Origin of the sequence: Brevibacillus sp. SIMBA_040 (assembly GCF_046535075.1) — a bacterium.
In the GTDB taxonomy this organism is placed as follows: domain Bacteria; phylum Bacillota; class Bacilli; order Brevibacillales; family Brevibacillaceae; genus Brevibacillus.
Window position 1 is genome coordinate 85,471 of the sequence record NZ_JAWRXI010000003.1, and the last position, 24,475, is coordinate 109,945.

A 24,475-nucleotide genomic window follows, 5' to 3' on the forward strand; every position below is an offset into this window, starting at 1 on the left:
CGGTCAATTACCCTATGAATAACCTAAGTCCGCTGCTGCCAGTTTCGCAGGATTGGTGCTGATCATATGAATACAGTAGCTGTTATTTTGAAGATGGACAAAGGTGGAAAGAAAATTGAGTATTGAAGTGAGCATTATCCTTCCCTCCTACAATCGATATCCGCTTAACCTGCTTACACTGAATTCTTTGGAAAATCAGACCTTCGACCTTGCGAAAATGGAAGTAGTTTTCATTGACGATGCATCGACGGACAGTACTCCCTTGCTCAGAAACTATCGTCCGCCGTATTCGTTTCAGTACATTCGAAACAAGCACAACGAGGGACGGTCGAAAACAAGAAATATCGGCATCCAGGCGGCAAGAGGAAAGCTGCTTATTTTTCTGGATGCAGAAATCATCGTGGATCGAAATTTTGTTCAGAGTCACTATCAGAGACACCTGAACAACGAGCCTCTCGTCATTACGGGAAGGCACCTGAATAAAATTTATTCCTTCCTCTTCCCCGATTTTAACGACAGCCAGCGCAAAGCATTGGCAGCGATTGTTGAGCAAGCCTCCATTGTTAGAAAACGGCTCAGAGAGGGAATTCACCCGAAGAGCATCAAGACCGAAGAGCTCGCAAGCTGTTTGGAGGAGATCAACGAGCCGGTTCAGCTGCTGTTTCCCAAGGATTTTCATTCGATCTCCAAAATCAGGAGATTCTCTGCGCCGATGCAATATTACCAAAACGTGATCAAACTGCTTCAAAAAGACTTTCGTCTACCATGGATTGCCTGCAACGGCTTCCACTCGGTCAGCAAGACAAGGGTTCTGGCGGTAGGGGGCTTCGATGAAAACTTTGATGGGCATGGCCTGGAGGACTTTGAATATGGGTTTCGGCTTTACCGATCCGGTATGACATTCGATGTTGACCAGAATATCAATGCCTATCATCAGGAGCATCCCGTTGGCAGCGGTATAAAGGAGGAAGGGAATCGTAATTTGATTTACTTTCAGCAAAAACACCAATGCCTGGATATTTATTTGTTGTCCCTGACGCGTATCAACATTTGGGACTATACGTTTATGCATAACATTCTACGCGAACAGGAATCGATGACACGGCAGCATGCTGGCAAATTTGATCATATTTTGAACAGCATTATGCTCCTGTTGAAACGAATTCCTCTGTTAAAAGCGGTGGATAAACCAGTTACGGCGCTGCTCAAAGGGACAGGACTGGAAGATAATGAGGCATGGAAAAAGCGAATTTGGTACGAGCGGAAAATGCTGGTCACTTCAGGCTTTGTTCACATGGCCAAATTGTTTGACCTGCTGGTTCGTTTGTAACAACAAGCAAGGGGAAAGTCGGGATGCTTTGTGAAAGGAGGCCCTTAGTAATGGCGATTGAAGTCAGTATCATCATCCCGTCCCATAATCGTCACCCTTACAATTTGCTTACCCTGCAAGCACTGGAAAACCAGGCGTTTGACCTATCCAAGATGGAGGTCATTTTTATAGATGACGCTTCTACTGACAATACGGCACAATTGAAGGATTACCGACCCAAATATCCGTTTCGCTACGTTCGCAACAAAAAGAATTTGGGGCTGTCGCGTACGCGGAATGTAGGGCTAGCTAGGGCCCGAGGGAGTATTATCATTTTACTGGACGCGGAAATGCTCGTGGAGCCTGATTACGTCAAAAAGCATTATCAGCATCACCATAAGAAGGAGTCGGTCGTGGTCATTGGGAAGAATAAGAACAAAGTGTATTCGTATCTATTCCCAGGCTTCAATGCCACACAATTAAATGAGATTTGTTCGTTGGCAGAAAATAGCTCCGCTGTTCGAAATCGGATGGAAAAAAGGCTGAAGCAGAATCTGCAGGACATCAATCTGGCTGAGTACCTGAAAAAATTGAAGAAGCCCGTGCAGCTTTTAGATGAAAAAGATGTGAAGAGCAGCTCCCGTCTGCGAACCTTTTCCGTACCGGAACCATATTCCTACAATCTGTTGGAGCAATTGGAGGGACGATACGAAAATAGTCGTCTCACCTGGCTAGCGTGCTTTGGTTCCAATCTCTCATTTAAAAAGAAAGTGATCGATAAAATTGGCGGCTATGATGAGACTTTTCAAGGCTGGGGACTGGAGGATACGGAATTCGCCTACAGGCTCTACCGCTCCGGGGCACAATTTGTAGTTGATCCGACGTTAAGCCGCTATCATCAGGAACATCCGATTACGGCTGACAGAGCGCGGGAAGAAAAAAGGAATATGCTCTTATTTCAAGAGAAGCACCCTGTTATCGAAGTATGTATTAAATCGTTGAATTCGCTGAAAGTGTACGACTTTCGATTCATGGACGCTGTCCTGGAGGAGCATTATGCACTGGGGATGTCGTACCCGGGGCAATACGAGAAGCTGAAGCAGTCGATTCTCGTGATGCTCAAGCAAATTCCTTTATTGATCACGCAAAAGAAACCAGTTACCAGCCTGCTGCAAAGCTCTGGAACCGTCATCGGCTCCAAGGATCACAAGCAAATTATTTCGGAGCGTGAGGCTTTGGCAGCAACCGGTGAGTTTGCAAATGTGGTTCGGTTGTTTGATCTTTTATACGAAAAGTAGTCTTTTGGGAGCCAGGTCCTCATGAGCCTGGCTCTTTTGGTATGCAAAAAGGCATGAACGGGAAGTCACAGTTCAACGATATTGCCTAGACACGATCCATTCCGTCAGTGGCAGCACGATCATCGAGAGGGCAAATACCAAGAGCAGTGTCATGTTCTCCCTGCCAAATATCCATTTGTCTGCAACAAGCGCGAGCAAGAGAAGGACCAGGATGACAAAATAGCTGATTTTAGCGCTTTTGTGGGTGATGTGTTGGCCGAGCTCATCATCCTGAGTGGGACCATCTCCTTCTTCACGGCTTCCCCACGTAATAGCGGTGAGCAGGGAGGTGAGGACGATGGCGCAGGAGATAATCTCATTGAAGCCGACCGTATCCCCGACGATCCATTTGTAGATGGTAAATCCGACGATGATTGCAGCGGCAGCTCCAAAAATCGCAGCACCCCATTGACGGGTTGTTCTTTTCATCTATGCTTCCTCCTCAAAGTGAAATAGCTCGTCTACAGATACAGCTAGCTTGTATGCCAGCAAAAAGGCGAGCTTTAGGCTGGGGTCGTACTTGTTGTTTTCAATTGCGTTGATCGTCTGGCGAGAAACATGGCAGGCCTTGGCTAAATCATCTTGTGAGATGCCGAGTTGTTTGCGCAGCTGACGGATCTTGTTTTCCATGGCAATACCTCGATATGTAAAATATGTTTTACATTTTTAGCGTAGGTCACGTGCGATGAAATGTCAAATATGTTTTACATTACAATTGTTATTTAAAATCATTATAAAAAGATATTGACTTTTATCTTGTATCTTGTAAAATGAGAAGTGTTCCTAGTTGATAATAATTATAAATTGATAATTGGAAAGGGGGAGCCAGCATGTATGATGTGATCATTATCGGTGGAGGCCCAGCAGGTGCATCCGCTGCCATCTATACAGCACGGGGAAATTTGAAGACGCTCGTGATTGATAAAGCGCCAGGTACAGGTGCTCTTGCCTTGACTCATAAAATTGCCAACTACCCTGGCGTGGAAGGCGAGCTGTCCGGAAAAGAGTTGCTGGATAAAATGCGCAGACAAGCGGAGAGCTTCGGCGCTGAATTTATCCAGACCACGATTTCGGCAGTTGATGTGGAGGATGAAGAGAAAGCCGTATTTACCGCACATGGTACTTTTGAAGCAAAAACAGTGATCGTGGCGACCGGTGCCAAAGGACGCAACCGCATGCTCCCTGGTGAAGAGGAGCTATTGGGACGCGGCGTGAGCACATGCGCTACATGTGACGGGGCTTTTTATGAAGGCAAGCACGTTGCGGTCATCGGTGACACAGAGGAAGCATTGGAAGAAGCACACGCTTTGACTAAATTCACAGATAAGATTACCTTCCTGGTTCCGCGCGCTGAGCTGCAAGGCGTAGAAGGTACTCCTGAGCTGCCAAATACAGAGATTAAATTCCGTACGCGCCCACTGGAAATCATCGGTGACAACTCTGTCAAAGGACTTCGCCTTCGCACAGCGGAAGGTAATGAAGAAATGCTTTCAGTAGACGGCGTGTTCGTATTCCTGTCTGGTAGCAAGCCGGGCACAGATTTCCTCGACGGACAGGTTCCCCTGGACGATGAAGGCTTTATGATTTTGGATGAATTCATGCAATCTTCTGTTCCAGGTGTGTTTGGAGCAGGAGAAGTACGCAAAACACCAGTGAAGCAGGCTGTCGTAGCAGCTGCAGATGGAGCGATTGCAGCCATGGCTGTAGACAGATACATCAACAAGCGTTCCAAGATCGTTCCACAATACAAATAAGCTGAGCAATTAAAGGAGAGATATTTACATGGCACAAGCAATCGTATATTCCAGCACAAACTGCAGCTTTTGCAAGCAATTGAAGACATATTTAACTGAGCAAAACATCGCTTTCGAAGAGCGCAACATCGATGAGAAAGAAGAGTATGGCCAAGAGCTAAGCCGCTTGGGAGTTATGTCGGTTCCACTTACTGTGATTGGAGAAAAGCAAATTCTGGGCTTCAATCCAAACCGTATCAAAAAGGCGTTGGCAGCTTTGGAAGAAACAGCAGCACAATAATATTGGAAGTAGAAAGGGAGAGGCTATCTATGACAACACAGCAAACGGTTCAACTGCAAGTAGGAAAACCTGCACCTGATTTCAATATGCTTTCTACCAAAAACCTGGAGACGCTGGAAGAGCGTATATCTCTGGCTGACTATAAAGGCAAATGGCTGATCCTGTTCTTTTGGCCATTCGACTTCACATTTGTGTGCCCAACAGAAGTAACCTCCTTCAGCGACAATGTAGAAGAGTTCCATGATCTGGATTGCGAAGTGCTTGGTGTGTCTACAGACAGCGTGCACACGCACCGTGCATGGATCAAAACACCTCGCGACCAAAACGGTATTGGCGACGTAAACTTCCCGCTGGCTAGTGACTATAACAAGGATATTGCTCGTGCATACGGAATTCTGGATGAAGAAGCGGGTGCAGCTCACCGCGGTCTGTTCATCATCGATCCAGAAGGTATCCTGCGCTACCAAGTTGTAACAGACATGAACGTAGGACGTAGCGTAGAAGAAACGTCCCGTATTCTGCAAGCACTCCAAGCAGGCGGTCTGTGCCCAGCGAACTGGAAGCCAGGAATGAAAACCCTGTAAGGTAAGCAAACAGATATAGTCGATTAGTGAAAAAGGACACCCCCAAAAGTCTCGTGCAGACTGTTGGGGGTGTCCTTTTCAACTACGTGCCTCGCAGGGCATTCTCGATTCGCTTATCAGGTAAGAACCAGACCACTGCAACAAGCAGGAAAAAGAAGCCGGATATCCAAGGACTCACATATGCGGTCAAGGCAGCGATCAAGTAGAGCACGGGAGATAATTTCTCCTTCAAGTTTCTGCCCATCGCCAGTACAAATGAGGAATCGCCGGGATGCTGGCTAATGATCGCGCGCTGAAGCAGCCAGTACGAGAACGCCGCGAGCAGTAAAATAATCCCGTACAGAGCTGTTGGTGTGGCAGCAAAAGAGCTTTCACCCATCCAAGCTGTTGTGAACGGTACGAGGGATAACCAGAAAAGAAGCAGCAAATTGAGCCACATTAAACGCCCGTTCATCGTTCGAACCATGTGCAGTAGATGATGATGGTTATTCCAGTAAATGCCGATATAAACAAAACTGAAGATGTAGCTTAAAATTTTTGGACCTAGCTCAATCAGTGCATACCAGTCATGGCCTTCAGGCACTTTAAATTCCAGCACCATGATTGTAATGATAATCGCGAGCACGCCATCGCTGAACGCTTCCATCCGATTCGCTTTCAAAGTGTTTCACCTTTTCCTCTCTTCGCGTTTAAACAGACTGGTTTAGTTAACGTAAAGCATTTTACACTATTCAAATAATACATATCTAGCATAATAACAGTCGCTTGAACATAACGCATGCTCTTGGAAGTAAACTAGGTATCCTTTTGTATCAAAAGCATTTAGTCAAGCGATTACCGTAAGTGGAAAGGCAAAAACAATTTATATAGGCGGACAAAATGCTACTAATTCATCAGGTGAGTTGATTGGAGCTGGTGATTTGGAATTGCAGACAAAGCAGGCGCTTACTAATATCGCAACTATCTTAGCTTCTGAAAATGCAAGAGAGACTGCTAGTTTTTATAAAACAGGTAGGTAACTACATGTGCGCTAAAAAGGGCATTCCAATGACAGTAATGCGATTGGAATGCCTTTTTTGCGTTAACCGCCTGACTGATTGCATGCTCTACTTTAATAGAATGATAAGTTAAGGATCTTTTCATACAGAAAGCCGGTTTTTCCTACTCAAAGGAATCACTGGCTTTTAACTTATGAAATGACTCTTTTGTTTCTTAGCATAGTATCTCCCCCAATATTTCATTTTTGTAAATTTCGACCGATATCGGCAAAATAAAAAGTTTTCCAAATAGTAGCAACCTCCCATTTTTACAGCCAGAAAGGAAAAAATGGGCTCGAGTAAATGTACCTAGTGACGAAAAAGGCTGGGACAGATGGCAGGGAGGGTTGCAGGACTTCGCACCAAAAAACGTAGGTCATTAGAGGCTAATCTCACCTTCCTTTACATTTTCATGACAAAACGGACAAAGTGACAATAGTGAATTTCGTCTATGGGAACCTTTTGCTCCCTATGTTTACAATGACTATGACGTTTGGGCGAGAAACGAGCCTGGTCGTCCAAAAGTTCAATAGCTCGTGGCAACGCAAACGGAGGTTGACGGGAATTGGAACGAAAAAGGAAAAGCCGAGCAGGATGGATTAGTCTCTCCCTTCTTATGGTTTTAGGCATCAGCGCCTTTTGGTGGTTCTGGGATGCCGACCGTGTGGAAAGCATGGAAACGACGACTGGTGTTCAATTGAAATTTCGTACAAGTGGTGACCATATCGAAATCTATCAAAATCAGAAGTGGCAGCCTTTCTTTGCGAAAGGGGTGAATCTGGGGGCGTCTTTGCCAGGCCACTACCCGGGTGAGCTGCCTATTACCAAAGAGGATTATACCCGCTGGTTTACGATGATCGACGAGATGGGGGCAAATGTGATTCGTGTTTATACGATTCATCCCCCGGCATTTTACGAGGCATTGGTTGACTACAACAGAAAGAAAGCTGGTGATCCGCTTTATTTGATGCAAGGAATCTGGAGTCCGGAAGAGCTGCTTATCGAAAAGAAGGACGCGTATTTGCCGGAGATTCGCGAGCAGTTTCATCAGGAAATTCGAGATGCGGTAGGTGCTGTCTATGGTGATATCACACTGCCGGAAAAACCGGGGAAGGCAAGCGGAAAGTACCGGGCAAATGCTGGTCCATATCTGATTGGCTGGCATACAGGGACGGAGTGGGACCCTGTCATGGTGCAAAAAACGAATCAATTGCACGAGCAAACGAAGCCTTATCAGGGAGCGCATTTTCAGGCGACAGCAAAAGCGAGTCCATTTGAAAGCTGGCTGGCTGAAGTGGTAGACACCGTGGCACAAGAGGAAAGCAAGCAGGGCTGGCAGCACCCGATGACCTTTACCAACTGGGTAACGACCGACCCGCTCTCTCATCCAGGTGAGCCGATGTTTCACGAAGACTTGGTTAGCGTAGATCCGACGCATATTGAGCCGACCAAATGGGACGCAGGCTATTTTGCTTCGTACCATGTGTACCCGTATTACCCGGATTTGTTCCGCTACGATACGAACCTGCAAAAGGTAAAGAATGCCGCGGGACAGATTGATACGTACAAAGGGTACTTGCGCCAGCTGAAAGCCCACCACAAGAACATGCCGATTATGGTAACTGAATTCGGTGTTCCCGCATCACTCGGGACGGCGCATCTGGGAAATCTGGGGCGCAATCAGGGTGGTCATACGGAAGCTGAACAAGGCGAAATCGACGCATCGCTGATGAAAGAGATTCACGAGGAAGGCTACGCCGGAGGCATCGTGTTTGTGTGGCAGGATGAATGGTTCAAAAAGACGTGGAATACGATGCGATTTGAGCTTCCGGAGGATCGCCGTTCGTTCTGGCTCAACGTCCTCACAAACGAATCCTTGTTTGGCATTTTGGGGATGCACCCGAGTAAAGAAGACTTGCTTTCGATTGATGGAGACAGAGCAGACTGGGATAAGCTCGCGCCAGAAGACAAAAAGCGTCTCGACGTCAAAATCCCAGGTGTCGATGAGCTTTGGATGACACACGATGAGGGCTACGTGTACATCATGGCCCAGTTGCAGAAAGAATTTCACCCAGAGCTAGAAAAGCTCTACATCGGGGTCGACACTACTCCGGGCGGAAACAAGCATGGACCGCAGCTTGCAAGCACCAAGCTGGATGAAGGCTTGGAAACACTGATTCAGCTTGGAAAAGAGAGCGACATCCGTATTGCTTCCAACTACGATTTCCACACCCGTCTATACGGAAAAAGGTATGGAATGATAAAGCTAAAGGAATCGGAAATGAAGGATGATTCAGGAGTGTTTTCGCCATGGAAGCTCGCTGTCGGTCTGGAAATGGAGCCGCCGGACAGCAAGCAGTACCACCCGATGGAGGAGGTCGTTGTAGGAAATCTGATTCGCGGAACGACAGATGCGAATGACCCCGCCTACAACTCATTGGCATCTTGGCAGGCAAAAGGCAAGATTGTGGAGCTGCGCATTCCGTGGATGCTTCTCGGTTTTACTGATCCGAGCTCCTTGCAAGTCATGAGCTATCGGGAGGAACCAAAGGCCTTTCTTACGGAAACGACAAAGGGAATTCGCCTATTGCCATGGATCGTCGATGAAAAAGGACAATCCACAATCAGTAATACACAGGGTGATGCTCTCTATCCCGTGTCCAAGCTGCCGGTGTACACATGGCCGACGTGGGAGCAGGTGGGCTATCACGAACGGAAAAAACAAAGCTACTCCATTTTGCAAAAAGCATTCAGCGAGATCGAGACATCGACCGCTACAGATAGACAGCCATAAGGGGAGAGGAGAGTGACAAATGTGGAAACACCACTCACGACCGCCGTTCTTTTTCTGTACGCGCTTTGCGCAGTGATGATCGTTGGGCTCGTCGTGTTGTTCGCGCTAAAAATAAGAAATAGTAGCGCAGACAAAAAAGCCCGACTTTGTCAGGAAAAATACCGCGACTACTTCGTTTATTTGCAAGCGCACGGTGAGGAGGAAGAGCGTCTGAAAGTGCCTCACGGCGAAGTAACACAGAGCGAAAAGCAAATCATGCAAAAAAAGCTGTTTGAGCTGATGGAGCTGTTCACAGGCGTCCATCGACAAAAGCTCATTTGGCTCTGCGAGGATTTAGGACTGATAGAGCTGGACCGCAAACGGCTGAAGGGAGCATGGAAGTGGACGAGAGTGGATGCTGCCTACAATCTGGGAATGATGCGTTCCAAAGAGGCGCTCCCCGAATTGCTCCAGCTGCTTGAAAAGAGCAGCTACGATCCAAGCATTTTCATATTCGCACGCTCGATTGCCAGATGCGCACGGGATACTGGCGATCTGCGTGAAATGGTTCTACTTTTGGTCAGGTACAAGAAAAATTTTCACGAGCTTATCGTTGATATTTTGAGCGATTCGCAAATCGATACAGCTCCTTTGTTTGCCTCATTTTTACGAGAGGAAAACACTGACTTGGTCAAAATCGGGCTCATTGGCTTCTTGGCTCAGTCCCAGAGCCAGCCTGGCATCGAGTCAGCACTTTTCAAGCTCATCGAATCTGAGGACAAAGACATCCGCATCAAAGCAGTGAAGCTGGTTTGCCAGGATGTGCGATATTTGACCGACCAGCGCGTAAAAGGGTTCATGAATCACAACGATTGGGAAATTCGTGCCATGATGGCAAAAGCGGTGGGAGAGTTGGGGCTCGTGGATTACATCCCGATGCTGAAATCGGCTGTAGGTGATTCCAGCTGGTGGGTCCGTCATCATAGTGCCTACAGCTTGACTGCACTTGAGGTCGACGGCTTTGCCGCTTTATGTGAGATTTTGCGGGAAGAGCGGATGGGCAATAAGCTGCAAATGGCTCATCAAGTGATCCAGGAAGAATTGGAAAAAGGCAAGCAACAGGCAGCAGCAACACAGGATGTAGAAAAGCAGCTGCAGTATAACCAAAAGCTGCACCTCTATCACAAATCCTATCGAAAAACGATTTCCACTGTTGCGGCGCTGGAGAGATAAGTGGAAGGGAGGCTGTCATGAGAGACTTTTTACTATACTACGGAGTTTTCGCGGTCTATTACGTGATTGCGATTAACTCGCTGTACTTCATCATCATGATGTTTTCTTTTAAAAGCATCATGGGCATTTTGAAAAGCTCGGTCTACTCGAGGTTCCAGTCGCTATCGGGCTCGCGGCATGTGCCGCCCATCTCGATTCTGGTACCAGCCTACAATGAAGAGCTGACGATTATCGAGAATGTGCGCTCGCTGCTCTCACTTAATTACCCGAAGTACGAAGTGATCGTCGTCAATGATGGTTCAAAGGACGATACACTGCAGGTACTGATTGAGGAGTTCCAGCTGACTTCTTCCGAGCATATGCCGATGCAGCCGGTGCTGCAAACATCAAAGATCAGAGGGATTTATCACAACCCGGCTTTTCCGAATTTGTATCTGATCGACAAAGGCAATGGCGGAAAGGCAGACTCGCTCAACGCCGGAATCAATCTGTCTCATTACCCGTTGATTGCTTCGATTGATGCAGATTCCCTCTTGGAAAAGGATGCGCTGATTCGAATTGCTAAGGTGTATATGGAAAATCCAGAAGAGACTGTCGCGATTGGCGGCGATATCCGAATCGCCAATGGCTGCAAAATTGAAGACGGTGTGGTCAGTGATATCAGATTACCTGACAAGTTTTTGCCTATGATGCAGTCTGTTGAATACCTCAAGGCGTTCCTCGGGGGGCGAATCGGGTGGAGTGCGATTAATGGCTTGATTATCGTATCCGGCGCATTCGGCGTGTTTCGTAAGGATTATGTAGTCAAGGTAGGCGGATACCGTGAAGGCTACCCTGGTGAGGACATGAACATCATCATCAAGCTGCATAAATACATGCTGGAAAACAATCTGCCGTATCGTGTTGCCTTTTGCCCGGATGCGGTCTGCTGGACACAAGCTCCTGACTCGTTCCGAATTTTGGGCAGCCAGCGTCGCAGATGGGGTCGAGGCAATTTGAAAAATATGATTGAGTACGGCAAATACATGGCGCTCCGTCCCAAATACAAGCTGTTCGGGATGCTCACGCTGCCGTTCAACATTTTGTTCGAGACACTCAATCCGTATTTTCGACTCACGGGGCTGCTCGCTCTCATCGGCTATACGCTGCTTGACATGACGAATGCCCATGTACTGCTGATCTACGGCCTGCTCAATTTGTTGTACGGCGTACTTTTGGGAATTGGCTCGCTTGTGCTTGAAGAAATCGCATTCCGACGTTATCCACGCTTCAAGGACATCGTCAAAATGCTTTTCTATACCATTTTGATGTTCTTCGGTTACCGTCAGATCGGTGTCATCTGGAGATTCCTTGGTCACATCGAGTATTTGCGCAACAATAATTCGTGGGGAACGATGACTAGAAAAAGCTGGAAGGCGGAGAACAAAAACATTTCAAGTTTGGAGGCAAGAGGATGAGTAATCTCGTACCGGTTTTTTACCAGCTTCTCACCAATATGGAGGCCAGTCAGTCGGCATGTGGGGTTATTCTTGTCGCTTGCAAGAACCTCACCAAGGAATCGTTGGAGGCAATCAAAAGAGATTTTGCTCCAAAAGAAACCGATTCAGGAGAAGTCCATTTTGCCTATGACAAGACCAAAAACCTGTTAGGCATTATGGTCGAACAGCATAATCTTGCCGATACTCATTTTTTCGCTCTGCGGGTAAAGGATTATTTGCAAGAGAGTCAGCTGTTGTCCGGTAGTTTGCTCATCGCGAGCTTTCCGGAAAGCTCTGCATCGTCTGGTCAATTGTTTATGCGGATGATGCAGGAGATCAAGGATCTGGACGGCTATGGCGAGATCAAAATTTACGATCAGCGAAATAGTGCCGACGTCGAAGAGCAAGCGCGCATTCTGCTTGTAAATCACGATGAGCACGTAAATGAGTTTTTGCGCATCTATTTGGAGCGAAAAGGCTACATGGTGACAGTAGCCAATGACGGGATGGACGGAATGGAGAAATATCGCGAATGGTCCCCAGACCTCGTCATTACTGATCTGAATTTGCCAATACTCAATGGTTATCAGCTCATGGAGAAAATCAGACATCACAAAGCTTCAGTAATGAGCAAAATTGTGGTGCTCACAGACAAACGACTGGAGGAAGATGTGCAAAAGTCGTTTGCGCTGGGTGCCGCTGACTATATTACCAAGCCTTTCTCACCTATTGAACTAGAAGCTAGAGTGAGACGGTTAATTTCATAAAGAGAAAGGGAGAGAAGCGAGGATGGGTAGATACGAGGAGCTGCTTCAAAAAATTCAACAAAAGACGGCAAAAGTCGGTGTCATTGGTTTGGGATATGTGGGGTTGCCGCTTGCGGTAGAAACAATCAAAAGCGGCTATACCGTCATCGGGGTTGACCTGCATAGCGGCAAAATCGAGAGCTTGAAAGCGGGCATTTCATACGTCCAGGATATTTCTGATGAAACGCTGCAGGAATGCCTGGCAACCAATCGTTTTCATCCAACAACGGATTATAGCGTGATTGAGGAGCTGGATGCGATCAGCATCTGCGTTCCGACTCCGCTCAGCCCTAATCAGGACCCGGATACTTCCTATATCACGAATGTAGTAGACCAGCTTAAAAAATATATGAAAAACGGTTTGCTGATCACACTGGAGAGCACGACGTATCCGGGAACGACCGAGGAATTGATCCAACGGGAGTTTGAGAAGCTCGGCTATCGTGCGGGTGTAGACTTTTTCCTCTGCTATTCTCCAGAGCGGGTTGATCCAGGGAATCGGATGTATTCCACCTACAATACCCCAAAAATTATCGGCGGCACGACTGAGCGCTGCATGGAGCTAGGCAAGCTTCTGTACGGCAATCTCGTAAAAACAGTCGTTCCAGTCTCCACGCCGAAGGTAGCAGAAATGTCGAAGCTGCTGGAAAACACGTTCCGCAGCGTCAATATCGCCTTTATGAATGAAATGGCGATGATGTGTGACAGAATGGGCATCAATGTTTGGGAAGTAATCAAGGCCGCATCGACCAAGCCATTCGGGTTTATGCCGTTTTATCCGGGACCTGGAATCGGTGGGCATTGCATACCGCTCGATCCGATGTATCTGTCGTGGAAAGCAAAGGGTTTCAAGTTCCATAGTCAATTTATCGAAATTGCCCAGTCTATCAACGATAACATGCCGGATTACGTGCTGAACAAAACCGGACAGGTGCTAAATATTAACGCAAAAGCCATTAACAGCTCCCGTATTCTGATTTTGGGAATGGCGTACAAGCCGGATATTGACGACCTGCGTGAGTCTCCGGGACTGGAGATTTACGAGCTGTTTACGAAAAACGGAGCGACTGTGGACTATTACGATCCACACGCACAAAGCTTTTTGAATAAAAAGGGCGAAGTCGTCCATTCGATTGCCAACGATTACGAAGTGTTTAAAACATACGATTGCATGGTGCTGATTACAAATCACCGTTCCTTCAACTACCAGGAGCTGGCTGATTTGGGTGTCTCGATCATCGACACACGCAATGCGTTCGACGGGATTACTAATCCGAATGTGTACCGAATCGGGACATCAGTAGCGATTCGTCAGGAAAAAGAAATCGTGAGCATGCTCGCGTAAACGAAGACAACATCATTGCCTATAGAGCGTGAAGAGGGAGGAAGAAAACATGTGCGGAATCATGGGATATATCGGTTATAGAGAGGCACAGCCGATCTTAATCAACGGATTGAAAAAACTGGAATACCGTGGCTACGACTCAGCAGGTATCGCCATCTGCGACGGTTCAAGTATCACGATCAGCAAGGCAAAAGGGCGGATCGATGTACTGGAGGAGCAGACGAGTAAATCGCGTTTGCAAGGATCAATCGGGATCGGTCATACACGATGGGCCACCCATGGACGGCCATCTGATGAAAACTCCCATCCCCATTTTGATCAAACAGGCAAGTTTTCCATTGTCCACAACGGAATTATCGAGAACTATCTGGACCTAAAGGAAGAATTGAAAGAGCGGGGTGTCGTATTTACTTCTGAGACGGATACGGAAGTGATCGCGCACCTGCTCTCGGAAAATTATGATGGGAACCTGGTCTCCACTGTACAAAAGGTAGCAACCAAAATTCGCGGTGCTTTTGCGCTGGGTGTGATGTCGGAGCATGAGCCAGACAAGCTGATTGCTGTCCGTGTGGCGAGCCCGTTAATCATTGGGGTAGGAGCTGGTGAGAACTTCATCGGCTCTGATATCCCAGCCGTTTTGGAGCATACACGTGATGTATACGTTCTGGAGGACTATGATCTGGCGGTGTTGACCAAAGACTCAGTCAGTGTAATGAGTCTTGATACAAATGAGCCGATTGAGCGGGACCTCGTGCGCATCGAGTGGGACAAGGAACAGGCGGAAAAAGACGGCTACGCGCACTACATGCTCAAAGAGATTCACGAGCAGCCCCGCGCTTTGCGCAATACGATGACAGGTCGGATCGATGAAGCGGAGCAAAAAGTCATTTTCCCTACCTTGCAGCTGACCCCAGAAGCTGTGCAAAAAATTGAAAAAATCTATATTGTCGCGTGCGGTACAGCCTATCACGCCGGAGTAATCGGCAAGCACGTAATAGAAAGACTGGCTCATATTCCGGTTGAGGTCGATGTAGCATCAGAGTTTCGTTATCGCCAACCGTTGTTCCAAAAAAATACGCTCACGATTGTTGTCAGCCAATCAGGTGAAACGGCGGATACACTCGCCGCACTGCGCGAAGCAAAACGGAATGGTTCTGCTGTGGTCGCCATCACGAACGTAGTTGGTAGCTCGATTGCGCGCGAAGCGGATGATGTGATCACGACGAATGCCGGACCGGAAATCGCGGTCGCTTCTACCAAAGCCTATACATCGCAGCTGATCGCCTTCTACTTGCTAGGCTTGTACCTCGCCCAAGGAAAAGAGACGATCGATCAGCAAGCAAGAGTGGCAGTGATTTCTGCCCTACAGGAGTTGCCTGATCAGGTAGAAGCCATTCTCGCGCACGCAGACGAGATACGTCAGTACGCAGAATCGATCAAAGAAGAGAACCAACTGTTTTTCCTGGGACGAGGTCTGGACTACGCCGTTTCCATGGAAGGCTCTCTGAAGCTGAAAGAAATCTCTTACATTCATTCTGAGGCGTATGCGGCCGGAGAGCTAAAGCACGGGACACTCGCTTTAATCGAAGAGGGCACGCGTGTCATCGCGCTTTCTACCCAAGACGACCTGTACGAGAAAATGGTCAGCAACATTACAGAAGTGAAAGCGAGAGGGGCTGTCGTTCTCGGGATCGCTCTTGCCAACAATATGGAATTGCACCGTTCAGTAGATGAGGTGTGCCTGATTCCTGTAACAGATGCTCTGCTAACGCCGGTTTTGAGCGTCATTCCGCTCCAGTTGATCGCTTATTACACGTCTGTAGCACTGGGACATGATGTGGATCGCCCACGTAATTTGGCAAAAAGTGTAACAGTTGAGTAAAAACGCACGACCATAAGTAACGAGTACACATAAAAAGGAGGCACGATGAAATGAGCACCTCGAATCGGACGTTGAATCAGGAGATTTTACTGGAGATTATGCTTCAGGCCTATCAGCTGGGCGTGCAGAGGAAAGACATGAATGTAGATATGATGATTAACACATTGACATATGAATTGAAGCCCTACCTTGAAAATCAGGTACAACAGGGCAGGACGGAGGCAACAGGATGAACATTCATGCAATCGTTTTGGCAGCTGGAAAAGGAACACGGATGAAATCTAGTTTGTACAAGGTGATGCACCCGGTGTGCGGAAAGCCAATGATTGAGCATGTGACCCTGCTCTTGGAAGACCTGTCCTTACATAATCTTGTCGTGGTGATCGGTCACGGAGCAGAGGCTGTCAAGGAACAGCTGGGAAATCGCGTCCAGTATGCGTATCAGCACGAGCAGCTGGGTACAGGACATGCTGTGTGGATGGCTAATCATGTTCTCGCAGATAAAGAAGGGGTCACCATCGTTATAAACGGTGACACCCCACTCGTAAAAGCAGAAACATTGCGCCAATTGCTCGAGCATCATCAAAGCAAGCAGGCTGCAGCTACGGTGTTGACCTCGATTGTGGATGACCCTACGGGCTACGGCAGGATCATTCGTGATGAAAACGGCGATGTCAGAAGAATCGTAGAAGAAAAAGATGCCACGCTCGGTCAAAGAAAGGTTCGTGAGATTAGTACAGGAATCTTTTGCTTTGATAACCAAAAGCTGTTCCAGACCTTGCCACAGGTCACAAACAACAATGCACAAGGAGAGTACTATTTGCCAGATGTACTCTCCCTGCTGCAAGAACAAGGCAATCTCATCAGCGCGTATGCAACAGATGATCCTACAGAGGGGACAGGCGTCAACGATCGTGTACAGCTTGCCCACCTGGAGCTGCTCTTGCGCAAACGGATCAATGAGCGGCATATGCGAAACGGCGTAACGATGATGGACCCGGCGACGACATATATTGATGCCGATGTGGTAATTGGACGGGATACCGTCATCTACCCAGGTACCGTATTGCGCGGGAATACCCAGATCGGGGAAGGCTGCCAGATTGGACCACATGTAGAGGTAACAGATACAACGGTCGATGATTTTACAAGGATTCCTCCGTTTACTTCTGTCGGGGATGCAAAAAAGGGCAACAAGTTACGGGCTGTTGGTGGCGCGGCAAGGATCGAAGGGACTCTGGTAGTGGCGGATGCACGTCGTTAAACGATACTCATGGCTATGGGTCGGGCTGTTATTATTCCTGACAGCCTCGATAGCCATGCTGCTTTTGACTTCGAACCAGCGCCCTTCCTTGACAACGGCTACATGGATTTGGAATGCCAAGCTGATCTCTTCGCAAACGGAGGAGATCGTCTCCTTTGCCAAGGACAATCAAATCAATCTGATCTATCTGCATATTGAGCCGACACGCGTCTCGCCACAGGCATACCGAGCCTTCATCAAAAAAGCGAACGAGGCAAACATCAAAGTAGAAGCGCTTGGTGGAGACCCGAATTGGGCCTATACCGCCAACCGCCAGAGCATCGGCGATCTGGTTTCCTGGGTCAAGTCCTACAACCAAATGGCAAAGGTGGACGAGCAATTTTCGGGGATTCACGTCGACATCGAACCGTATTTGCTGCCAGATTGGAAAAAGGATCAGGAAAAGGTTGTGAACCAATGGCTGAAAAACGTCGACTACCTCATTGCGGAAACCAAAAAGGATAGCAAGCTTCAGGTAAGTGCGGACCTACCTTTCTGGATTGATACCGTGACCGTTCCAGGTGATTCGGAAAAGGTCAGCAACTGGATGCTCCAAAGACTGGACAGCATCACACTGATGGCCTATCGCAATCACGCCATGGGACATAACGGCATTGTCGATATTGTTGAAAAGACAGTAGCAGCTGCCAATAGTGAAAAGAAGGCGTCAGTCATTGTGGGCGTCAATATTTTGGAATCCTCCGAAGGCAGCAATGTCAGCTTTCACGAAGAAGGTACGCATGAGATGAAGCAGCAACTGGTCATATTGCAGGAGGAATTAGCAGGGAATCCTGCGTTTGCAGGAAGCGCTATCCATGATTACGAGAGCTGGAAGCATGCGACCCAACGAGAGGAGCAACTGTGACGAATGAAAGCCGCGCGCATCTACCTAAGTGTCCTCTGCCTATCGCTCGGTTTTCTGTTCGGATTTTCCCCGGCGGAAAAGAAGAGCAAGGCCACGTGGATCTGGCAATCTGAAATCATTGGACAGGATAAGCAGCAGGTCCTTGAATTTTGCGAGCAAAACGAAATTAATCTGATTTACCTGCGGATTGATATGAACAAGCCGAGCGACTATTATCGTTCCTTCATCCGGGAAGCGACTGCCCAAGGAATCGAGGTCCATGCAGTCGCTGGCCACCCGGCGTGGGCTTTTACCAGCAACCAGAAACGGATGATGAATATCGTAAGCTGGGTCAAAAAGTACAATCTGGAAAGTGAACCGGACGAGCGGATTCGCGGGATTCAACTGGATATCGAGCCGTATTTGCTTCCGCAGTGGGATACGGAGCGAGAACGTGTTATCCGGGAATGGCAAGCCAATGTCGAAGCCTTCACCGCAGCTGTTCGTGATGAGACGGGCCTAATGTCGAGCGTCGCACTTGCCTTTTGGCTGGACGACATTCCTACCCCAGACAATCCCGACATGCCTCTATCCAAATGGATGATTGATCAATTTGACACGATTTGCATCATGGCTTATCGCGATAGACTGAATGGTTCAAACGGCATCTTGTCCTTGATCGAGCAAGAAATGCACGAAGCGGATGAGCTGGGAAGAAGAGTGCTTGTAGCCGTCAATGTAAAAAAAGACATGAATGACCATGTTTCCTTTGCCGAAGAAGGCGTCTCAGAAATGAACCGTCAGCTGGCGCTTTTGCCAGAGCATCTGGAACAGCATCCTTCCTACAGCGGAGTTGCGATTCATGATTACCGATATTGGAAGGAGGCCGCTGCGGATATGCCACAGGTCGATCGTGATCGCTACAAGGGCACATACATATGGCGGGCGGAGACGATCCGAACGGAAAAGGATGAGATCATTGCGTTCGCGAAAGAAAATGATGTGAATCTTCTTTATGTCCGAATCGACATGCAGCAGCCGATATTGATGTATCAAGACTTTGTGAGAGAGGCAAAAGCCGCTGGAATCGAGGTACACGCAATGGGTGGGCATCCGATCTGGGCCTTGACGGAGAGCAGAGGGAAAATCCTGAAGCTGGTGAACTGGGTCAAAGCCTATAACCAGGAGGTCTCCCCAGGCGAGCAATTCCACGGCGTTCACTTAGACATAGAGCCGTATGTCATGCCTGTCTGGCGTGAAAAAAAGGAAGCAGTGCTGCGTCAATGGATGGGAAATATTGAGGCGTTTGTAGAAGCAACCAAGCATGAAACCAATCTGGAAGTAAGCGTCGATTTGGCCGCTTGGCTGGACAAAACGCCGACTCCTGGTCAGCCCGATAAGCCGTTTTCCCATTGGATGATGGAGCAGATGGATCACACGACACTCATGGCGTTCAGGGATCATGCTGAAGGTATAGTTGGTTTGGTTGAAAATCAGATGAAGTACGCCCAAAGCATCAACAAAAAACTGGTGGTTGCAGTTGAGACCAAGGAGAGTCATGAAGGAGACTTCATTACCTTCTATGAAGAAGGACGAGGCGAAATGAACCGTCAGCTCGAGCTGGTAACAAAGGCATTGGAGGGATACTCCTCATTTATGGGACAGGCAATCCACGCCTATGAATATTGGAAAAACGGCAAGGAGTAGTGGCATTTGGCAAACAGCGCCTCGCCTGATTGTTGTACAATAGAAAAAACGAGTGCAGGAAATGAGGCGAACGAGTAATGCGGGATGTGTCAAACCGCCACAATGGGCTGCCTCCGCGCACGCCGGATATGCTGTACAACGTGGTGCGCAAGTTTTACCGAGGTGCTGTTAGCCATTACGATTTGATTCAGGAAAAAAAGAGCGAGGTCCGTGCTGCCTGGGAGCGCAGCCTGACAACCAAAGACGATGGTGAGCTGCGCCTGGCGCTGCACACGCTCTTTTTGGAGTTTCATTTTTACGTGACGTGCTGGCTGCAAATCGAGCTGGCGCTGTATCGGCTGGCCAAACAGGACGCGGCCCAAGCCGTGGTGCTGGAGCGTTTTCGCCCGATTTTGGAACGCCATGTCGCAGTTCGAGCGCAGTTGGATCAGACAGAAGTATGCGTAACCGCGCAAGCCGTTCGTGAGGCTGGTGAATGGACTTGTGTGCAGCAAGATGCCTATTGGTTTGACGGTATTTCTTTTACGGTTGACCAGGAAAGCCTACAAAGCCTGCATCAGCTGTTCCAAGCCATTCAAACAGCAAAAAATGAGCAAACACCATAAAAAAGCGTGACCGTCATTTTGCAGGCGGTCACGCTTTTTGGCTTTTTTAGAAGGTTCCTGGGAAGATGGAGCCTGTTTGCTGCGTCATTTGGCCTGGAGCATTCAGTTGGCGTACTTCTTGGGTATTGGTACCCGCAAAGCCAGGAGAGAACATGGACTGTGCCCCCATGCCAAGCTGGTTTTGGTACTGTTGTTGCTGCTGACCTTGTGGATTGTACCCGCTGCTCATGACAGGGGTAGGCGCAAAGCCGCCTTGGTTCAATTGGCGCACTTCTTGGACGTTGGTATTCGCAAAGCCAGGGGAGAAGATGCTTCCGCCAGATGTGTTTCCTGCTTGATTGGTATAACCAGCTTGTCCAATGTAGTTATTGTAACCGCTATGGTTTCGTGCTTGCACCTCTTGTACGTTTGTGCCTGCAAAGCCAGGAGAAAAAATGGAGCCTGCTTGTGCTCCGTAGTTTGCTTGCTGGTAAGTCGGCTGCGCTTGGATATAGTTCGCAGGCTGTGCTTGCATATAGCCGCTGGACTGGTTTTGCATGTAACCAAGAGCCTGGTTTTGGTTAAAGCCTTGTTGTTGTTGTTGTGCCGGATATCCAGAGTTTAGCTGACGCACCTCTTGCACGTTTGTTCCGGCAAAGCCAGGGGAGAAAATGGATTGTGCACCGCTGATACCACCACCGTAGGACATACCGTATGTAGGAGCAGGGATACCTAAAGATTGAGAGTGTCCACCTTGATTCCAATGCTGTACTTCATGTACATTCGTGCCGGCAAAGCCAGGTTGGAACATAGCTCCAGCAGAGCCCATTGCTCCAATTGTTGGTTGTTGGGATTGCATGATGTTGTTATTGTTGTAGGTCATGACTAAGACCACCTCCTGACTTGTATGATTTCCAAGGAAGGCCAGGTAATGCATGAACAGGCAAAACAAGAGAATTCAAATTTAAAAGAAAATAAAAGAACATGCCGGCCCTCTATCCGGCATGTTCCTGTAAATCACTAAGACTCCAAAGACCGTAGGCAAGCCACAAGGTTGGTTTGCCAGTAGGCCCGATACTTGCTTTGACCGGCTCAAATCCCATTCCTCGAAACAGAGTGAGGCTCGCCTCGTTATCGAGGGCTACGCGCACATACAGCTTAGGCATGTGTTGGCAAACGTGCGCAGTCAGCGCTTTTCCGATCCCGCGATTGCGGTATCTTTTATCGACGACGAGAAACGAGTGCCCTAGACCACATCTGGAAACAGCAAACAAACCGACAACCCGTTTTCCGTTCATGGCGAGAGCGACGCTGGTATCATTTTTGGATAACATTTTGGGAGTCAGGCGAGTCAACCATTCGATGGCGTGCTTGGTTATTCGCCGATCTCCCTCCTGACGGGCAAACCGAACCAGCGTGGTTTGAGATTCAGCCAAAACTTGCGGCGGCAAGATTACATATTTCAGCTTCATAAATAGTTACCCCGCTTGGACCCCTCGCCCGTTTTGCAGACGAGATACGTACTGAGCGTAGTGGATCAGATTGGATAAAGATAAGCGGCGAATAGAGGGTTCGTCGAATTTCTCGGGCTTTGCATTCGCTTCGAAAAACCACAGCTTCCCTTCATCAGTCAGCCCCAGATCCATAGACATTTCCGCCAAATTTTCAATCTTTAGATTGAGCACCTCGGCGATCTTCAGAGCGGTTTGATGAATCATCGACTCCATGATTTCTGGATCGGATTTGAATACCGCATGCAGAACGGATGACAAGGAATGGATCGAACCGCCACGAGGAACATGAGTGGTAATGCTTTGAGAACCAGCACGCCGGATGCCGACGCCGGTCACGCTCCATTCGCCATCTCCGTTTTTCTGTACGAGGACCCGAACATCAAAAGGCTTTCCGCGGTAGCGTGCCCGCTTGATTCCTTGCTGCATGATGTACTTTTGCTGCCTTGTATGGCCTTTGACATGCTTCCAGACTTGATCGAGATTGGCAAAGCGGCGTGTGACTGCTTTTTGTTCCTTCAATCTCTGGAGGCGCCAGGCATCATTTTTATATTCAATGCGCATGATTCCTTCTCCAGCCTTTCCGCGAACCGGCTTCAAGTAGACAAAGCGGTGCTCTGAACAGAAGCTGCGAAAGCGCGGCAAGGTATCCAATTTTTTTGTATCGGGCATAAATTCCTTCACGGTGGAGCTGTCTTCCAGCATTGAGAAGAGCTCCTGTTTATCAAAAAAACAGCTGTTGAACAAGGTGACATTGGGCAATTCTTTGATCTGGGCAAGCGTTTTGCGCACTTCGGGGCGCTGCTCCGCTTTTCGGGTGGGGATGCGATTGTACACCACATGGGGGAACGGCAGAATCACTTCCTGCCACAGATTTTGCCGCGCATTGAACAAATAGCCGCGAACCTTCTTTTTTTCCCAGTTGATGCCTTGCGGGGTAAAGACGTACACGAGCGCTCCCCATTTTGTCCCTGACTGTGAGATATCTTTGAAGTTTTCGCGATTTCCCAAAAATGCAGGGCCGTCACCCACAGTCAAGATTCCGATTAATGGACCGAGCCTCAGGGAGTTGTTTACCATCTTCCAGTTAATCCGGGTGCGTATGCGGCCAGGTTGCTGACTGGGCAGGCCAGTATGCAGCCGTTTTTGATGAGAGAACGGACCAAGACTGGCAACAAGAGGTTTTGGTATGCGTTTCGCCAGAGTTTGCCGTGGTAGCTGAATGAACCATTTGCCGCTAGGGAGGATCGTCAGCCACCCGGAACGCTGTTGAAGCATGGGTGTTCCTCCTTCCTGAAAAACGGTGCTGATACATATCGCGTTTCGTTTTTAGAAGTTGGCAAGATAGCAGCTGTAATCGACTAACAGCTTACGGGATTCCTGATCGGCCTGCTTGAGCCTAGCGTGCTTGAAAATCGAGCGTCCCGGCTTGGAGTTGGCCTCAAACATCCAGACGTGACCATGTGTGTCGATGCCCATATCTAGTCCGAGTTCTCCGAGGTCAACGCCTTTTGCCAGCTCAATTGCTGTAGCGAGACGAATTGAGGCTTCTGATATGCGCTGTGTCATTAGCGCTTTTTGATTGCCGAACAGATGATGCAGCAGCTCATCGCCCGGGATGACCGTACCGCCAGTACGCACGTGTGTAGTGACACTTCCTGAACCGGCTACTTTTGCTGCCGTGCAGGAAACGACCCATTCGTTTTGCTGGTTTTTATGGAGATGGACACGGAAATCAAAGGGACGTCCGTGGAAAGTCATCAAAGGGATACCTTGCTGAGCCAAATAAGAGCCAACACGCCTACTGCGGAAAACATGCTGATACAAGCTGGACAGCTTGCCGAAATGTCGTTTTACATTTCCGCTTCCATTGTGATAGGAGACGTCATAGCCTCCACCGTTATTCTTCACGACTTTGACGATGCCATAGCCCAGACTGCCGTTTTTCGGCTTCAGATACACAATCGGATATTTACGCAGCAGATTGCGGACTGTCACAAGGGAAGGAGAGGTATACGTTTCCGGAATGTGCTCGTTCACCTCTGGATTCGGGTACAACAGCTGGTGAACGCCCCACTTGTTAAAAAAGCCTTGGTTAAACATAGGGGTGTCAGGAAAGCTGGCCAGCTTGTATTTAAATTCTTGTACGGCCTCATGCTTTTCAGCGGAACGCGATGGAATCCGATCATAAATGACGTCTGGCATAGCCGTCATCATTTTTCTCCAGAGATAGCCCCCCTTCTTGCTTTTTCGTAAAAACCACGCACTCACCTGATTGTTTCGCCAGTCCACGTCCTGAGGAGAAAAGATGAAGTAAAAGACCCCTTTTCCTTCCTGCGCCTGCAAAAGCTTGTGAAAAAACGATGTACGCGGGCCGATTGGCTGCTTCGGATCTCTGCGAATTCCCGTGGTGACAATCCCGATCGCGGGACCGATCCGCAGTGAATTTCCCTCTTGCTTGAGATTGATCAGTCCTCCATGCGGGATACTAAGTTCATTTTGAAGCAGAGTGGTCATCTTAACGATATTGCTTTCAGGATTTCGTTTATCCTGCAGTGCAGTTGCGACGACTTCCTTTTTTCCCAGCGTGATCGTTATTTTTTGCCGATGTCGAAGCTGTAGCTTTTGGAAGAGATTGTTCGGCAGGATGATCCCGCATATGCTGGGGTGAGAAAGAAAGCGGAGCCGCACTCTAGTCGTTTCCATGC

General features: G+C 48.3%; 23 protein-coding genes and 1 pseudogene. 17 read left to right on the forward strand and 7 right to left on the reverse strand.

Annotated features, from left to right (window positions below; all coding sequences use genetic code 11):
• The first annotated feature begins 115 nt into the window (after window positions 1-115).
• Complete coding sequence (locus tag SB752_RS06140; protein ID WP_410714811.1) at window positions 116-1,330, forward strand: glycosyltransferase family 2 protein; 1,215 nt, start codon at window positions 116-118, stop codon at window positions 1,328-1,330.
• Window positions 1,331-1,380: 50 nt separating this feature from the next.
• Window positions 1,381-2,607, forward strand: a complete 1,227-nt coding sequence (locus tag SB752_RS06145) for a glycosyltransferase family 2 protein (protein WP_410714812.1) — start codon at window positions 1,381-1,383, stop codon at window positions 2,605-2,607.
• A gap of 72 nt (window positions 2,608-2,679) precedes the next feature.
• Here SB752_RS06145 and SB752_RS06150 read toward each other — a convergent pair whose 3' ends face one another.
• Window positions 2,680-3,075 (reverse strand): hypothetical protein, encoded by a 396-nt coding sequence (locus SB752_RS06150; RefSeq protein ID WP_410714813.1) that lies wholly within the window; start codon window positions 3,073-3,075, stop codon window positions 2,680-2,682.
• Complete coding sequence (locus tag SB752_RS06155) at window positions 3,076-3,276, reverse strand: helix-turn-helix transcriptional regulator (protein WP_410714814.1); 201 nt, start codon at window positions 3,274-3,276, stop codon at window positions 3,076-3,078.
• Window positions 3,277-3,476: 200 nt separating this feature from the next.
• Here SB752_RS06155 and SB752_RS06160 point away from each other — a divergent pair, with 200 nt between their 5' ends.
• From SB752_RS06160 to SB752_RS06170, 3 genes are read left to right on the forward strand one after another with little or no spacing between them, the layout of a single operon-like run.
• On the forward strand, window positions 3,477-4,400 hold the full coding sequence (locus SB752_RS06160) for an NAD(P)/FAD-dependent oxidoreductase (protein WP_410714815.1): 924 nt from the start codon (window positions 3,477-3,479) through the stop codon (window positions 4,398-4,400).
• A gap of 28 nt (window positions 4,401-4,428) precedes the next feature.
• A complete protein-coding gene (locus SB752_RS06165) occupies window positions 4,429-4,680 on the forward strand; it encodes a glutaredoxin family protein (RefSeq protein ID WP_103107013.1) in 252 nt (83 codons plus the stop codon).
• 29 nt (window positions 4,681-4,709) lie between these two features.
• Window positions 4,710-5,264, forward strand: coding sequence for a peroxiredoxin (locus SB752_RS06170; RefSeq protein WP_410714816.1), 555 nt, complete (start codon window positions 4,710-4,712; stop codon window positions 5,262-5,264).
• 82 nt (window positions 5,265-5,346) lie between these two features.
• On the opposite strand, the gene SB752_RS06175 is transcribed toward SB752_RS06170, so the two are convergent.
• On the reverse strand, window positions 5,347-5,925 hold the full coding sequence (locus SB752_RS06175; protein WP_410714817.1) for a TMEM175 family protein: 579 nt from the start codon (window positions 5,923-5,925) through the stop codon (window positions 5,347-5,349).
• 163 nt (window positions 5,926-6,088) lie between these two features.
• Between SB752_RS06175 and SB752_RS06180 the strand changes: the two are divergent.
• From SB752_RS06180 to SB752_RS06235, 12 genes and pseudogenes are all read left to right on the forward strand, one after another.
• Window positions 6,089-6,283: pseudogene (locus SB752_RS06180) on the forward strand (Rid family hydrolase); the annotation flags it as partial.
• A gap of 634 nt (window positions 6,284-6,917) precedes the next feature.
• Window positions 6,918-9,095, forward strand: a complete 2,178-nt coding sequence (locus tag SB752_RS06185; RefSeq protein ID WP_410715131.1) for a hypothetical protein — start codon at window positions 6,918-6,920, stop codon at window positions 9,093-9,095.
• A 12-nt stretch (window positions 9,096-9,107) separates the two neighbouring features.
• The gene (locus SB752_RS06190) at window positions 9,108-10,307 is read left to right on the forward strand and encodes a HEAT repeat domain-containing protein (protein ID WP_410714818.1); all 1,200 of its coding nucleotides are present in this window, start codon (window positions 9,108-9,110) and stop codon (window positions 10,305-10,307) included.
• Between the two features lie 17 nt (window positions 10,308-10,324).
• Window positions 10,325-11,764: a glycosyltransferase gene (locus SB752_RS06195; RefSeq protein WP_410714819.1), complete on the forward strand. Its 1,440-nt coding sequence runs from the start codon at window positions 10,325-10,327 to the stop codon at window positions 11,762-11,764.
• Window positions 11,761-12,552 carry a response regulator transcription factor gene (locus SB752_RS06200; RefSeq protein ID WP_410714820.1) on the forward strand — a complete coding sequence of 264 codons (792 nt, stop codon included), beginning with the start codon at window positions 11,761-11,763 and terminating at the stop codon, window positions 12,550-12,552. The genes SB752_RS06195 and SB752_RS06200 overlap by 4 nt, the downstream gene beginning before the upstream one ends.
• A 22-nt stretch (window positions 12,553-12,574) precedes the next feature.
• Window positions 12,575-13,936, forward strand: a complete 1,362-nt coding sequence (locus tag SB752_RS06205) for a nucleotide sugar dehydrogenase (RefSeq protein WP_410714821.1) — start codon at window positions 12,575-12,577, stop codon at window positions 13,934-13,936.
• Window positions 13,937-13,985: 49 nt separating this feature from the next.
• Window positions 13,986-15,818, forward strand: a complete 1,833-nt coding sequence (glmS, locus tag SB752_RS06210; protein ID WP_410714822.1) for a glutamine--fructose-6-phosphate transaminase (isomerizing) — start codon at window positions 13,986-13,988, stop codon at window positions 15,816-15,818.
• 50 nt (window positions 15,819-15,868) lie between these two features.
• Complete coding sequence (locus SB752_RS06215; RefSeq protein WP_410714823.1) at window positions 15,869-16,051, forward strand: YwzD family small protein; 183 nt, start codon at window positions 15,869-15,871, stop codon at window positions 16,049-16,051.
• Window positions 16,048-17,082, forward strand: coding sequence for a bifunctional UDP-N-acetylglucosamine diphosphorylase/glucosamine-1-phosphate N-acetyltransferase GlmU (gene glmU, locus SB752_RS06220; RefSeq protein WP_410714824.1), 1,035 nt, complete (start codon window positions 16,048-16,050; stop codon window positions 17,080-17,082). Before SB752_RS06215 ends, glmU begins: the two co-directional genes overlap by 4 nt.
• Window positions 17,069-17,986 (forward strand): hypothetical protein, encoded by a 918-nt coding sequence (locus SB752_RS06225; protein ID WP_410714825.1) that lies wholly within the window; start codon window positions 17,069-17,071, stop codon window positions 17,984-17,986. The genes glmU and SB752_RS06225 overlap by 14 nt, the downstream gene beginning before the upstream one ends.
• 3 nt (window positions 17,987-17,989) lie before the next feature.
• A complete protein-coding gene (locus SB752_RS06230) occupies window positions 17,990-19,672 on the forward strand; it encodes a hypothetical protein (RefSeq protein ID WP_410714826.1) in 1,683 nt (560 codons plus the stop codon).
• A 77-nt stretch (window positions 19,673-19,749) separates the two neighbouring features.
• Window positions 19,750-20,277: a hypothetical protein gene (locus tag SB752_RS06235; RefSeq protein ID WP_410714827.1), complete on the forward strand. Its 528-nt coding sequence runs from the start codon at window positions 19,750-19,752 to the stop codon at window positions 20,275-20,277.
• Window positions 20,278-20,323: 46 nt separating this feature from the next.
• Here the strand turns inward: SB752_RS06235 and SB752_RS06240 are convergent, their stop codons facing one another.
• The 4 genes from SB752_RS06240 to SB752_RS06255 all read right to left on the reverse strand — a co-directional run bounded on the left by SB752_RS06240 (window position 20,324) and on the right by SB752_RS06255 (window position 24,473).
• Window positions 20,324-21,139, reverse strand: a complete 816-nt coding sequence (locus SB752_RS06240) for a hypothetical protein (RefSeq protein WP_410714828.1) — start codon at window positions 21,137-21,139, stop codon at window positions 20,324-20,326.
• A 112-nt stretch (window positions 21,140-21,251) separates the two neighbouring features.
• Window positions 21,252-21,728 (reverse strand): GNAT family N-acetyltransferase, encoded by a 477-nt coding sequence (locus SB752_RS06245; RefSeq protein ID WP_410714829.1) that lies wholly within the window; start codon window positions 21,726-21,728, stop codon window positions 21,252-21,254.
• A 6-nt stretch (window positions 21,729-21,734) separates the two neighbouring features.
• Window positions 21,735-23,045 carry a YheC/YheD family endospore coat-associated protein gene (locus SB752_RS06250; protein ID WP_410714830.1) on the reverse strand — a complete coding sequence of 437 codons (1,311 nt, stop codon included), beginning with the start codon at window positions 23,043-23,045 and terminating at the stop codon, window positions 21,735-21,737.
• Window positions 23,046-23,096: 51 nt separating this feature from the next.
• Complete coding sequence (locus SB752_RS06255; RefSeq protein ID WP_410714831.1) at window positions 23,097-24,473, reverse strand: YheC/YheD family endospore coat-associated protein; 1,377 nt, start codon at window positions 24,471-24,473, stop codon at window positions 23,097-23,099.
• Window positions 24,474-24,475 lie beyond the last annotated feature (2 nt).